The sequence below is a fragment of the Nonomuraea sp. NPDC001831 genome (genome assembly GCF_042892035.1).
In the GTDB taxonomy this organism is placed as follows: Bacteria; Actinomycetota; Actinomycetes; order Streptosporangiales; family Streptosporangiaceae; genus Nonomuraea.
Genome location: NZ_JBIATU010000005.1, coordinates 458566 through 471718, shown reverse-complemented (window position 1 = coordinate 471718; position 13153 = coordinate 458566). Strand labels below are relative to the sequence as shown.

10 protein-coding genes are annotated in these 13153 nt (G+C 70.5%); 3 read left to right on the top strand and 7 right to left on the bottom strand.

Annotation, left to right across the window (positions count from 1 at the left end; translation table 11 throughout):
- Positions 1-117 precede the first annotated feature (117 nt).
- Genes aspS through ACFYYW_RS20200 form a run of 3 tightly spaced genes read right to left on the bottom strand, consistent with a single transcriptional unit; the run spans position 118 to position 3787 of the window.
- Entirely contained in the window at positions 118-1854 is a 1737-nt protein-coding gene (gene aspS / locus ACFYYW_RS20210; protein ID WP_364390134.1) for an aspartate--tRNA ligase, read from the bottom strand.
- A complete protein-coding gene (hisS, locus tag ACFYYW_RS20205; protein ID WP_387650515.1) occupies positions 1851-3110 on the bottom strand; it encodes a histidine--tRNA ligase in 1260 nt (419 codons plus the stop codon). Before hisS ends, aspS begins: the two co-directional genes overlap by 4 nt.
- Positions 3110-3787 carry an MBL fold metallo-hydrolase gene (locus tag ACFYYW_RS20200; RefSeq protein WP_352330193.1) on the bottom strand — a complete coding sequence of 226 codons (678 nt, stop codon included), beginning with the start codon at positions 3785-3787 and terminating at the stop codon, positions 3110-3112. Before ACFYYW_RS20200 ends, hisS begins: the two co-directional genes overlap by 1 nt.
- Positions 3788-3925: 138 nt before the next feature.
- Here ACFYYW_RS20200 and ACFYYW_RS20195 point away from each other — a divergent pair, with 138 nt between their 5' ends.
- The 3 genes from ACFYYW_RS20195 (at position 3926) to ACFYYW_RS20185 (ending at position 7219) form a co-directional block, all read left to right on the top strand.
- Complete coding sequence (locus ACFYYW_RS20195; RefSeq protein ID WP_387650513.1) at positions 3926-4798, top strand: peptidylprolyl isomerase; 873 nt, start codon at positions 3926-3928, stop codon at positions 4796-4798.
- 62 nt (positions 4799-4860) lie between these two features.
- Positions 4861-6090 carry a DUF349 domain-containing protein gene (locus tag ACFYYW_RS20190; protein ID WP_352330189.1) on the top strand — a complete coding sequence of 410 codons (1230 nt, stop codon included), beginning with the start codon at positions 4861-4863 and terminating at the stop codon, positions 6088-6090.
- Positions 6091-6130: 40 nt separating this feature from the next.
- Positions 6131-7219 carry a cupin domain-containing protein gene (locus ACFYYW_RS20185; RefSeq protein ID WP_364390131.1) on the top strand — a complete coding sequence of 363 codons (1089 nt, stop codon included), beginning with the start codon at positions 6131-6133 and terminating at the stop codon, positions 7217-7219.
- A 19-nt stretch (positions 7220-7238) separates the two neighbouring features.
- Here ACFYYW_RS20185 and ACFYYW_RS20180 read toward each other — a convergent pair whose 3' ends face one another.
- The 4 genes from ACFYYW_RS20180 to secD all read right to left on the bottom strand — a co-directional run bounded on the left by ACFYYW_RS20180 (position 7239) and on the right by secD (position 13131).
- Positions 7239-9428 (bottom strand): bifunctional (p)ppGpp synthetase/guanosine-3',5'-bis(diphosphate) 3'-pyrophosphohydrolase, encoded by a 2190-nt coding sequence (locus ACFYYW_RS20180; RefSeq protein WP_352330550.1) that lies wholly within the window; start codon positions 9426-9428, stop codon positions 7239-7241.
- A gap of 172 nt (positions 9429-9600) precedes the next feature.
- Positions 9601-10119, bottom strand: coding sequence for an adenine phosphoribosyltransferase (locus ACFYYW_RS20175; protein WP_352330551.1), 519 nt, complete (start codon positions 10117-10119; stop codon positions 9601-9603).
- Positions 10120-10349: 230 nt separating this feature from the next.
- The gene (gene secF, locus ACFYYW_RS20170) at positions 10350-11339 is read right to left on the bottom strand and encodes a protein translocase subunit SecF (RefSeq protein ID WP_364390129.1); all 990 of its coding nucleotides are present in this window, start codon (positions 11337-11339) and stop codon (positions 10350-10352) included.
- A 1-nt stretch (position 11340) separates the two neighbouring features.
- The gene (gene secD / locus ACFYYW_RS20165) at positions 11341-13131 is read right to left on the bottom strand and encodes a protein translocase subunit SecD (RefSeq protein ID WP_387650512.1); all 1791 of its coding nucleotides are present in this window, start codon (positions 13129-13131) and stop codon (positions 11341-11343) included.
- Positions 13132-13153 lie beyond the last annotated feature (22 nt).

Here is a 13153-nt window from a genome sequence, read left to right as displayed (position 1 = left end):
CGGGGCCCGGGCGCGCCGATAAAACCCTTTTAAAATTCTCGCTCCTCCGGTTTTGTGACCGCCGGACCCGCGCGGGGGGCCGCCCGTTTGGGGGGGGGGGCCCCCGCCGTCGTCGTGTCAGGACTCGGACTTGGGCTGGGCGTCGACGCCCGCCTCCTTGCGCTGGTCGGCCGTGATCGGCGTCGGCGCGCCGGTCAGCGGGTCGAAGCCGGAGGCGGTCTTCGGGAACGCGATCACGTCGCGGATCGAGTCGCCGCCGGACAGCAGCATGCAGATCCGGTCCCAGCCGTAGGCGATGCCGCCGTGCGGGGGCGGGCCGTACTTGAACGCCTCCAGCAGGAAGCCGAACTTGCTCTCGGCCTCCTCCTTGGAGATGCCGAGCACGTCGAAGACCCGCTGCTGCATCTCGGCCCGGTGGATACGGATCGAGCCGCCGCCGATCTCCATGCCGTTGCAGACCATGTCGTAGGCGTAGGCCAGGGCCTCGCCCGGGTGGTCCTGGAAGTTGTCGGCCCACTCCGGCTTGGGGCCGGTGAACGGGTGGTGCACGGCCGTCCAGCCGCCCTCGCCGTCCTCCTCGAACATGGGGGCGTCGACCACCCACAGGAACGACCACTGCGACTCGTCGATCAGGCCGCAGCGACGGCCGATCTCCAGGCGGGCCGCGCCCAGCAGGTCGCGGGAGGCCGAGCGGGCGCCGGCGGCGAAGAAGATCGCGTCACCGGGGGCGGCGCCGACCTTGGCGGCCAGGCCGGACAGCTCCTGCTCCGACAGGTTCTTGGCGACCGGGCCGCCGAGCGTGCCGTCCTCCTGGACCAGCACGTAGGCCAGGCCCTTGGCGCCGCGGCTGCGCGCCCACTCCTGCCAGCCGTCGAGCTCCTTGCGGGTCTGCGAGGCGCCGCCCGGCATGACCACCGCGCCGACGTAGTCGGCCTGGAAGACGCGGAAGGAGGTGGCCGAGAAGTAGTCGGTCATCTCCACGAGCTCCTGGCCGAAGCGCAGGTCGGGCTTGTCGGAGCCGTAGCGGGCCATGGCGTCGGCGTAGGTCATGCGCGGCAGCGGCATGGGGATCTCGTAGCCGAGGATCTCCCGCCACAGGCGGCCGACCAGCTTCTCGCCGACCTCGATGACGTCCTCCTGGTCGACGAAGGACATCTCGACGTCGATCTGGGTGAACTCGGGCTGGCGGTCGGCCCGCAGGTCTTCGTCGCGGTAGCACTTGGCGAGCTGGTAGTAGCGCTCCAGGCCGGCGACCTGCAGCAGCTGCTTGAACAGCTGGGGCGACTGCGGCAGGGCGTACCAGTTGCCGGGCTGCAGGCGGACCGGCACCAGGAAGTCGCGCGCGCCCTCGGGGGTCGAGCGGGTGAGCGTCGGGGTCTCGACGTAGACGAAGCCGAGCTCGTGCATCACTTCGTTGGCCAGGTAGGTGGCCTTGGAGCGGGTGCGCATGGCGGCGGCGACCTGCTGGCGGCGGATGTCGAGGTAGCGGTACTTGAGCCGGGCCTCCTCCGACACGCCGACGTTGCCCTCGATGGGGAACGGCAGCGGCGCGGACTCGCTCAGCACCTCGACCCGCTCGGCCACGACCTCGATCGCGCCGGTGGGCAGCTCGGGGTTCTCGTTGCCCTCCGGGCGCACCCTGACCTGGCCGACCACCTGCACGCAGTACTCGGCGCGCAGGTCGTGGGCGTGGTCCTCCTCGCGGAAGACCACCTGCGCCGAGCCGGAGGCGTCGCGCAGGTCGATGAAGACCACGCCGCCGTGGTCACGGCGGCGGGCCACCCATCCTGCGAGCGTCACCTGCTGCCCGGCGTGCTCCTTCCGGAGCGACCCGGCCGTATGCGTGCGGATCACTGCACTTTCCCTTTCAAAACGTCGGCGACCTGGGCCAGCGGCACCTGGGTCTGTTCAGCGGTGGTCAGGTCCTTCAGTTGCACGGCCTCGGCCGCGAGGTCTCGCTCGCCCAGGATCAGCGCGAAGCGGGCGCCGGATCTGTCGGCGCCCTTCATCGCTCCCTTGAGCCCCTTGCCGCCGAAGGCCATGTCGGCGCTGACGCCCGCCTCGCGCAGCTCGGAGACGAGCAGGAACATGCGGCGGCGCGCGTCGTCGCCCAGCGGGACACCGTACACCTGGACGCGGCCCGGCGCGGCCTCGCCGAGCAGACCCTCGGACTCCATGGCCAGGTAGGTGCGGTCGGCGCCGAGCGCCCAGCCGACGCTGGGCAACGGCGGCCCGCCCAGCATCTCGCTGAGCCCGTCGTAGCGGCCGCCGCCGCCGACGGCCGACTGGGAGCCGAGCCCGCCGTGCACGAACTCGAACGTGGTGCGCGTGTAGTAGTCGAGCCCGCGCACCAGGCGCGGGTCGTCCTCGAAGGCCACGCCCGAGGCGGTCAGCAGCGAGCGGACCTCCTCGTGGTAGGCCTTGCAGGCGGCGCACAGGTGGTCGACGACCAGCGGCGCGCCGGTGAGCTGGGCCTGCACCTCGGGCCGCTTGTCGTCGAGCACCCGCAGCGGGTTGATGTCGATGCGGGCCCTGGTCTCCTCGTCGAGGTCGAGCCCGCGCAGGAAGTCCTGGAGCGCGGCCCGGTAGGCGGGCCGGCAGTTCTTGTCGCCCAGCGAGTTGACCAGCAGCCTGACCTGCCGGAGCCCGAGCGAGGCGAAGCCGCGCGCGCCGAGCAGGATCAGCTCGGCGTCGAGCGCCGGGTCCTCGGAGCCCAGGGCCTCGGCCCCGACCTGCCAGAAGTGGCGGTAGCGGCCCTTCTGGGCACGCTCGTAGCGGAACTGGCTGCCGGAGTACCACAGCTTGACCGGGAGCTGCCCGTTGTGCAGGTTGTGCTGGAGCACGGCGCGCACGACCGAAGCGGTGCCCTCGGGACGCAGCGTCAGCGACCTGCCCGCCTTGTCGGGAAAGGTGTACATCTCCTTCGACACCACGTCGGTGGACTCGCCCACGCCCCGCTTGAACAGCTCGGTGTCCTCGAAGACGGGGGTCTCGACGTAGCCGTAGCCCGCCTGCCTCAGCGGCGCGGCCAGCGCCTCACGCACGGCCAGGATGGCCTCGGAGCTGGGCGGCAGCCAGTCGAAGGTGCCTTTGGGTGCTTGGAAGCTCATTAGATCCCTCGTGTGGGACCGGCCTGCGGCGCCGCTTCCTTCAGGTAAGGGTTGGTGGCGCGCTCGCGGCCGATCGTGGTCTGTGGTCCGTGGCCCGGCAGGACGACCGTATCGTCAGGCAGCGGCAGGCACTTGGTGGCCAGGCTGTTCAGGATGGTCGGGTAATCGCCGCCGGGAAGATCGGTGCGGCCGATGGAGCCGGCGAACAACAGGTCGCCCGAGAACATGATCTCGTCGCCGGGCAGCCGGAAGCTCACCGACCCCCTGGTATGGCCGGGGGTGTGGTCGACCACGAGATCGAGGCCCGCCAGGCTGAGCGCCGCGCCGTCGGACAGCTCGCGCACGTCGTCGGGCTCGCTCAGCCTGATGTCGCCGAACAGCGAGACGCCGCCGCCCCAGCCGGCCGAGGGGTCGCTCAGCAGGTGGCGGTCGTCGGGGTGGATCCACGCGGGGACGTCGCGCGCGCCGCAGACGGGGGCGACCGACCACACGTGGTCGAGGTGGCCGTGCGTGAGCAGCACCGCGACCGGCTTGAGCCGGTGCTCGCGCAGCAGCTCGTCGACGCCTTCGGCCGCGTCCTGGCCCGGATCGACGATCACGCACTCCTCGCCGGCCGCGGGCGCGACGACGTAACAATTGGTCTGGAGGGCCCCTGCGGGGAAGCCTGCGATGAGCATCTGCCTCAGGTGATCTCGTCGAAAAGCCAATGGGAATGTAACCGAAGGGTACCGGTGCGGGTCGCCGGGCTGCGAATCATTACCCATTGGCCGATACGATTCGCCCACCTCAGTTGATTGACTATGGGAGGCAAAGCGGTGGCCACGGGCAAGGACCGGCAGAAGCAGCTGGCACGTGAGCACTACGAGCGGCAGATGCAGCGCCGCATCGAGCGCGAGCAGAAGGCCAAGCGCACCGCGATCATCGGCTCCACGGTCGGCGTGGTGGTCGTGGTGGGCGGCATCGTGGCCGCGGTCGCGCTGCTCGGCGGCGGCGGCTCGACGACCGAGGCGTCCGCCTCGCCCTCGGCCTCGGCCCCGCAGGACACCGCGTCGGCCGCGGCCAGCACGGGGCCCAAGCCGTACAACGCGGCGACCGGCACCTGCGACTACGTCAAGGAGGCCGCCGGCGGCCAGGTCAAGGACGTCGGCATGCCGCCGGCCAAGGTCAAGACCGAGCCGGCCAAGAAGACGATGACGCTCGACACCAACCTGGGCGACATCGTGATCGAGCTCGACAACGCCAAGGCGCCGTGCACGACCAACTCGCTGGCCTTCCTGGCGAGCAAGAAGTTCTACGACGGCAGCAAGTGCCACCGGCTCGGCAGCGACAAGTTCCCCATGCTGCAGTGCGGCGACCCGACGGCCAAGGCCGACGGCAAGAGCCAGGACGGCGCGGGCGGCCCCGGCTACGTGATGGCCGAGGAGAACCTCCAGGGGGCCACGTACAAGCGCGGCACGGTGGCGATGGCGAAGACCTCGGCGCCGGGCAGCACGGGAAGCCAGTTCTTCCTCGTTTACGGCGATCTCGGACTCACCCCGGATTACACGCCGGTGGGTACGATCACCAAGGGGCTCGACATCCTGGACAAGGTGAACAAAGCGGGCGTCATCGCTGACATGGGAGATGGGACCGGAGCACCGAAGCAAACCCTCGAAATCAAAGACGTGACAATCGCCGGCAAGAGCTGACGTAATACAAACTAGGGACGAAGTAGTCCCGAAGGGTCTGATGGATAGTGCGGGAGGACACGGTGAGCACCGACCCGTGGGGCCGGGTAGACGACGACGGCACCGTCTACGTGCGTACGGCTGAGGGAGAGCGGGCCGTCGGCTCCTGGCAGGCCGGTGAACCCGAAGAGGCACTGGCCTACTTCCATCGCAAGTACGACGAGCTGTCCGGCCAGGTGCAGCTCCTCGAACAGCGGGTCAAGGGCACCGACCTGGCGCCCGCGCAGGCCGAGGCGAGCATCGCCAAGCTGCGCGAGGCCGTCGCCGACGCCCACGCCGTGGGCGACCTGGCCGCGCTGACGGCCCGCCTCGACGGCCTGACCGAGCTGGTCGGGCATCGCCGCGAGGAGGTCAAGGCCGCCCGCGACCAGGCGCGCGCCGAGGCCAGGGTGGTCAAGGAGCGCATCGTCGACGAGGCCGAGCGCATCGCCGACGAGACCACCCACTGGAAGACGGGCGGCGAACGGCTGCGCCAGCTCGTCGAGGAGTGGAAGGCCGCCGACCGGATCGACCGGGTCACCGAGGCCGCGCTGTGGAAGCGCCTGTCGGCGGCCCGTACGGCCTTCGCCAAGCGCCGCAAGCAGTACTTCGCGGGCCTGGACGAGCAGCGCGAGGGCGTACGCGCGGCCAAGGAGCGCATCGTCGCCGAGGCCGAGGCCCTGGCCGGCTCCACCGACTGGGGCACGACCGCGGCGATCTACCGCGAGCTGATGCAGCAGTGGAAGACCGCCGGGCGCGCCTCGCGCGAGGCCGAGGACGAGCTGTGGGGCCGCTTCAAGGCCGCCCAGGACCAGTTCTTCCAGGCCCGTTCGGCGGTCTTCGCCGAGCGCGACGCCTCGCTGGCGGCCAACGCCGAGGTCAAGGAGGAGCTGCTGGCCGAGGCCGAGAAGATCCTCCCCGTCACCGACGCGCGCACGGCCAGGGCGGCGCTGCGGCACGTCCTGGAGCGCTGGGAGGCCGCCGGACCGGTGCCGCGCGAGCAGCGCGACCGGCTCGAAGGCGGGCTTCGCAAGATCGACGAGGCCGTGCGCAAGGCCGAGGACGCCGAGTGGAAGCGGTCCAACCCCGAGGCGAGGGCCCGCGCCCAGAGCACGGTCGACCAGCTGCGCGCCTCCATCGAGCAGCTGGAGAAGCGGCTGGCCAAGGCGCAGGCCGCCGGCCGGGCCAAGGACGTCAAGGAGGCCGAGGAGGCGCTGGTCGCCCGCCGTTCGTGGCTGGAGGAGGCCGAGCGCACGCTGACCGAGTTCAGCTGAACCGATCTTCGGAAGGCGGCCGGGGTCCTACGCTGACGGCATGGACCCCGTCAGCGTCGCGCGCGCCCTCGTCGACGAGCTGTTCCCCGGCGCCCTGTACGCCTTCGTCGGCGGCAGCGTGCTCACCGAGCGCCGCACCAGCACCTCCGACCTCGACGTCGTGGTGGTGCTCGACGGGCTGGCCGTGCCCTACCGCGAGTCTTTGCGCTGGCACGGCTGGCCCGTCGAGCTGTACGTCCACAGCGAGACCAGCCTCGACGCCTACGTCGACCGCGACCTGGCCGAGCGCAAGCCGGGCGTGGCCCGCATGTGCGCCGACGGCGCGGTGCTGGTCGACCGCACCGGCGGCCGGGCCAGCGACCTTCAGGCGGCGCTCGGCGACCGGCTGGCCGCCGGTCCCGGCGGCCTGGCCGCCGCCCGCGCCGACCAGGCCCGGTACGCCCTGTCCGACCTGCTCGACGACCTGGCCGGCGCGACCGACCCCGGCGAGCAGCTGTTCATCCGCTGGCAGGTGGTCCAGGAGACCGCCAGGCTGGCCCTCGACGTGGGCGGCCGGTGGCGGGGCAACGGCAAGTGGCTGCTGCGCGAGCTGCGCGGGCACGACCCGGCGCTGGCCGACGAGCTGCTGGCGGCCCATTCCGACCCGGCACTGCTGACCTCGGTGGCCTCAGGCGTCCTGGAACGGGCCGGAGGGCGTCTGTGGGAGGGCTACCGGGCCGAGGGCGACCCGTTCCACCTCCCGCTGCGTCACATCGCCTCAGACGCGCTGTCGGGCGACACGGCCCAGAGCGCGGGGATGCGCAGGCTGGCCGCCGTCAGCGGGGCCACGGCCGGTTCCTCGGCCCTGTGGATGGGCCAGACGCACGTCGCGCCCGCCACCCGCTCCTCCGACCACCACCACGGCGCCTCCGAGACCGCCATCTACGTCGTCAGCGGCACACCGCGCTTCGTCTTCCTCCAGGACGGCCGCGAGCGGCGCATCGAGGCCGCCCCCGGCGACTACGTCTACGTGCCGCCCTACACCCCGCACCGCGAGGAGAACCCCGACCCCGAACGGGAGGCCGTCGTGGTGATCGCGCGCAGCACGCAGGAGGCGATCGTGGTCAACCTGCCGGACCTGAAGGGCTGAACCGCCACCGGCTGGCCGCTCAGCTGCCGGCGCCGCTCACCCGGTAGACGTCGAAGACGCCCTGGATGCTGCGCACCGCCTTGAGCACGTGGCCCAGGTGTTTCGGGTCGCCCATCTCGAAGGTGAACTTGCTGATCGCCACCCGGTCGCGGGAGGTCGTCACGGATGCGCTGAGGATGTTGACGTGCTGGTCGGACAGGGTGCGCGTGACGTCGGACAGCAGGCGCGGCCGGTCGAGGGCCTCGACCTGGATGGCCACCAGGAACACGCTGTCGTCGCCGGGCGACCAGCTCACCTCGACCAGCCGGTCGGGCTGCTCCCTGAGCTGCTGGACGTTGGTGCAGTCGGCGCGGTGCACGGACACGCCGTGGCCGCGGGTGACGAAGCCGACGATCTCGTCGCCGGGCACCGGCGTGCAGCACTTGGACAGGCGCACCCACACGTCGGCGTCGCCCGCCACGACCACGCCCGCGCCGCCGCCGCGCGGACGGCCGCGCAGCCGGGTGGGCAGGGACGTCTCGGCGATGTCCTCCTCGGCGCTCTCCACGCCGCCGATCGAGGCCACGAGCTTCTGCACGACCGCCTGCGCGGCGATGTGCCCCTCCCCCACGGCCGCATAGAGCGCCGAGACGTCGGGGTAGCGCAGGTCGCGGGCGAGCGCCAGCAGCGCCTCGCCGGACATCAGGCGCTGCAGCGGCAGGCCCTGCTTGCGCATGGCGCGGCCGATGGCCTCCTTGCCCGCCTCGATCGCGGTCTCGCGGCGCTCCTTGGAGAACCACTGCCGGATCTTGTTGCGGGCCCGGCCGGACTTGACGAACTTCAGCCAGTCGCGCGACGGCCCGGCGTCGGGCGACTTGGAGGTGAAGATCTCGACCGTGTCGCCGTTGCCGAGCCGCGACTCCAGCGGCACCAGCCGCCCGTTGACGCGCGCGCCGATGCAGCGATGGCCGACCTCGGTGTGGACGGCGTAGGCGAAGTCGACCGGCGTGCCGCCCTCGGGCAGGGCGATGACCTGGCCCTTCGGGGTGAACACGTAGACCTCGGAGACCGACAGGTCGAAGCGCAGCGACTCCAGGAACTCGCCCGGGTCGGAGGTCTCCTTCTGCCAGTCGAGGAGCTGGCGCAGCCAGGCCATGTCGCTGCCCGGCTTGACCTTGCCGGTGGGCCCCGGCGCGCCGACCTCCTCCTTGTACTTCCAGTGGGCGGCCACGCCGTACTCGGCCCTGTGGTGCATCGCGTGGGTGCGGATCTGCAGCTCGACCGGCTTGCCCTCGGGACCGATCACCGTGGTGTGCAGCGACTGGTACATGTTGAACTTGGGCATCGCGATGTAGTCCTTGAACCGGCCGGGGACCGGGTTCCAGCGCGCGTGGATCGTGCCCAGCGCCGCGTAGCAGTCGCGCACGCTGTCGACCAGGACCCGGATGCCCACCAGGTCGTAGATGTCGTCGAAGGCGACGTCGCGGGCGATCATCTTCTGGTAGACGGAGTAGTAGTGCTTGGGCCGGCCCTTGACCACCGCGCGGATCTTGGCCTCGCGCAGGTCGCCGGAGACCTTCTCGATGACCTCCTGCAGGAACAGGTCGCGCCGCGGCGCGCGCTCGGAGACCATGCGCGCGATCTCGTCGTAGCGCTTGGGGTAGAGCATGGCGAACGCGAGGTCCTCCAGCTCCCACTTGATCGTGTTCATGCCGAGCCGGTGGGCCAGCGGCGCGAAGATCTCCAGCGTCTCGCGGGACTTCTGGTGGCGCTTGTGCTCGGGCAGGTAGCGCATGGTGCGCATGTTGTGGAGCCGGTCGGCGAGCTTGATGATGAGCACGCGGATGTCGCGCGACATCGCCACGACCATCTTGCGCACGGTCTCGGCCTGCGCCGCGTCGCCGAACTTGACCTTGTCGAGCTTGGTGACGCCGTCGACCAGCGAGCCGATCGTGTCGCCGAAGTCGGCGCGCAGCTCGTCGAGGCTGTAGGCGGTGTCCTCGACGGTGTCGTGCAGCAGCGCGGCGCACAACGTCTCGTCGTCGGTGCCCAGCTCGGCCAGGATCGTCGCCACGGCGAGCGGGTGGGTGATGTACGGGTCGCCCGACTTCCGCTTCTGGTCGCGGTGGTGGTAGGCGGCCATGTCGTAGGCGCGTTCGATCAGGCGCAGATCGGCCTTGGGATGGGTGGCCCGGACCGTGCGGAACAGCGGCTCCAGCACCGGATTCATGGCCCCACCCCCAAACCGCCGTCGACGCACCGCAGGAACGCCGGGCGCGTCGGCATTACCAGCGTCGGTTACGTCGGGCGCGACCACATCACGGGGCACTCAGACTCCTCACGTTCGAGTCCAGATCCCCCCAGTGTATCCAGGCTGTGAACCCGGACTCGCTCGGGCCGTCTCAGACGATCACCAGGGAGTGCAGGTCGACGGCCGGCAGGCGCTCGCGTCCCTTGAGAAAAGCCAGCTCCATCAGCACCGCGAGGCCGACGACGTGCGCGCCCGCCCGCTCGACCAGCTCGATGGTGGCCCTGGCCGTGCCGCCGGTCGCCAGCACGTCGTCGACGATGAGCACCCGGTCGCCGGGCGCGAAGGCGTCGCGGTGCACCTCGATGGTGGCCGAGCCGTACTCCAGGTCGTAGGACTCCTCCAGCGTCGCGGCCGGCAGCTTGCCCTTCTTGCGCACCGGGACGAACCCGGCCGCCGCCCGGTAGGCCACCGGCGCCGCCAGGATGAATCCCCTGGCCTCGATGCCGACGATCTTGTCCACCTGGGTGAGGCCGGCCAGCTCGTCCACCACGGCCGCCATCGCGACGGGGTCGCCGAGCAGCGGGGTGATGTCCTTGAACAGCACGCCGGGCTGGGGATAGTCGGGGACGTCCCTGATCCGGTCCAGGATCAACTGGCTGAGCTCGCTCATCGTGCTTCCATCGCCTTCCTCGTGGGTGCCGCGCTCCATGATGGCCTACTCCGGCCCCTCCTCGGACCGCCGTACGTCCCGGACGGCCTGTGAGCGGGCTCAGAGGCCCGCCGGTGACAGGTCCCGCCCCGGGTGCCCCTCAGCCCCCTCCGGCGCCGCACGGCCCCCCTGAACGCGGCGGCGCCCCCGCCCTGACGGACGGGGGCGCCGGGACGAGCCACGGACGGGGCTCAGCCCTTCGCTACGGCTGCGCTTTTGGAACCCTTCGCCCCCTTGCCGGAGGTGGAGGCGAGCCGGCGCGCGATGGCCTGGTACTTCGGCTCCCGCTCCTTGAGCGTCACCAGCATCGGCGTGGCCACGCACAGGGACGAGTAGGTGCCGACGATCATGCCGACGAACAGGGCCAGCGACAGGTCCTTCAGCGTGCCCGCGCCGAGCAGCGTGGTGCCGATGAACAGGATGGCCGCCACCGGCAGGATCGCGACCAGCGAGGTGTTCAGCGACCGGATCAGCGTGTGGTTGAGCGCGTTGTTGGCCGCCATCGAGTACGTCATCTTGGAGGTCGTGCCCAGCTTGGCCGTGACCTCCTTGATCATGTCGAACACCACGACCGCGTCGTAGAGCGAGTAACCGAGGATGGTCAGGAAGCCCAGCAGCGTCGCCGGCGTGACCTCGAAGCCCGACCAGGCGTAGACGCCGGCGGTGATGACGAGGTCGTGGATGAGCGCGACGATCGCCGACAACGCCATCTTCGGCTCGAACGCCATCGACAGGTACAGGATGATCGCGAGCATGAAGACGCCCAGGCCGATCCAGGCCTTCTGGGAGACCTCACCGCCCCAGGAGGCGCCGATCGACTGGACGCTGACGTCCTTGACCGGGACCTTGTACTCCTTGGCGATCGTCGTCTGCATCTGGTTGAGCGTCGACTCCGTCAGGGTCTCGGTGGTGACCCGCCAGTTGTCGCGGGCCCGCTGCACGATCACCTGGTGGGCGCCCTGGGTGCGGAAGTCCTCGCGGACCTCCTCGACGGTGCCGCTGGTGGCCGGGAACGTGAAGACCGTTCCGCCCTTGAACTCGACGCCCAGGTTGAGCCCGTTGAACAGGATGCCGGCCAGGGAGACCGCCAGCAGCAGGCCGGACAGGCTGTACCAGAGCCTCCACTTGCCGACGAAGTCGACATCGATCTCGCCGCGGTAGAGGCGACGCCCCAGTCCCATCTCAGGCCTCCTGCGGAGTGGTCGTGGCGGCCGGCTCGGTGCTCATGCGCTCTGCGTCGAGGCCGGACAGCGGGTGCCCCTTGGCGAAGAACTTCAGCCTCGCCAGCAGGGCGATGAACGGCTTGGTGAACAGGAACACCACCACGATGTCGATCAGCGTGGTCAGGCCCATCGCGAAGGCGAACCCGGCCACACCGCCCACCGCCAGGAAGTACAGCACGATGGCGGCGATGAACATGACGGCGTCGGCGATCAGGATCGTGCGCCGGGCACGGACCCAGGCCACCTCGACGGCCGCGCGAAGCGTCCGCCGACCTTCCTTCATCTCATCACGTATGCGTTCGAAATACACGATGAAGGAGTCGGCGGTGATGCCGATGGAGACCACCAGGCCGATGATGTGCGGCAGCGAGAGCCGGAAGCCGGCGTTGTGGCCGAGCACGACCACCGCCGTGTACGTCAGGATCGAGGCCACGACGAGGCTCAGCACCGCGACGATGCCGAGGCCGCGGTAGTACAGCAGCGAGTAGACGACCACCAGGCCGAGGCCGATGATGCCCGCGATCAGGCCGCCTTCGAGCTGGTCGGCGCCGAGCGTCGAGGACACGGTGTCGATCGAGCTGCGCTGGAACTTCAGCGGGAGGGCGCCGTACTTGAGCTGGTCGGCCAGGTTGGTGGCGCTGACCTGGTCGAAGCCGCCGGTGATCTCGGCGCGGCCGCCGGGGATCGGGCTGATGATGTTCGGGGCCGTGATGACCACGCCGTCGAGGACGACCGCCACCTTGTTGCGCGGCTCCTGGGCGTTGTAGGCGGTGGTGGTGAGCTTGCTCCACTCGCCCGCGCCCTTGCTCTTGAAGTCGAGCTGGACGATCCACTCCACGGTGCCCTGGCGCACGCCGGCCGAGGCGGTGTCGATGTCGGTGCCGACGACCTTGGCGACGTCGAGGACGTACTTGTAGCTGCCGTCGGTCTCGCAGGCCGCGTACTGCTTGTTCGGGTCGTCCTGGACGCCCTGGCCGCGGTTCTTGGGGTCGGTGCAGTCGAGCTTGTGGAACTGCTGCAGCACCGCGGGGTCGATGCCCTGCGTGTTGATGCCGGCGTTGGGGTCCTGGCTCGGCTGCGTGGGCGGCGTGCTCGGCGACGGCGTCGGCGTGGCGTTCCTGCCCTTGGTGTTCTGCTTCTGGCCGTTCTGGGCCGTCTGGTCGCGGCCGCTCTGCGTGGCCTCGGGCGTGGCGCCCGGCGTCGGCGCGGTCAGCGCGGACGACAGCGCCTTGCCCGTCGGGGACGCGCTCGGCGTGGTCGCCGACTGCGTGCCGGACGGCTTGCCCGACGGCCTGGCGGTCGAGGACGGCTTGGCGGACGGCGAGGCGCCCGGCGTGGGCGCCTCGGTGGTCAGGTTCTGCGGGACCTGCGTGGCCTCCATGGCGAGCACCTGGCGGAAACGCAGCTCCGCCGTGGTGGCGACCAGCTTGATGGCCTCGCTCTGTCCGACGCCCGGGATGGAGATGATGATGTTGTCGCCGGACTTGGCGACCTCCGCGTCGGAGATGCCGGTGCCGTTGACCCGGTCGCGGATGATGTTGACCGCGCGGTCGAGGATCTCTTCAGGCGGAGACTGACCGGACTGGGTCACGGGTGACAACGTCACCGTCGTTCCGCCGGCGAGGTCGAGTCCCAGCTTGGGCGTGAACGCCTTCTGCAGGAACATCGTCCCGCCCAGGGCGAGGATGAGCGCCAGCAGCACCAAGAGCGTGCGCCCTGGTCGGCTGTGGCGGCTGGTCGGTCGGGCCACTGGTCGTCGATTCTCTCAGATA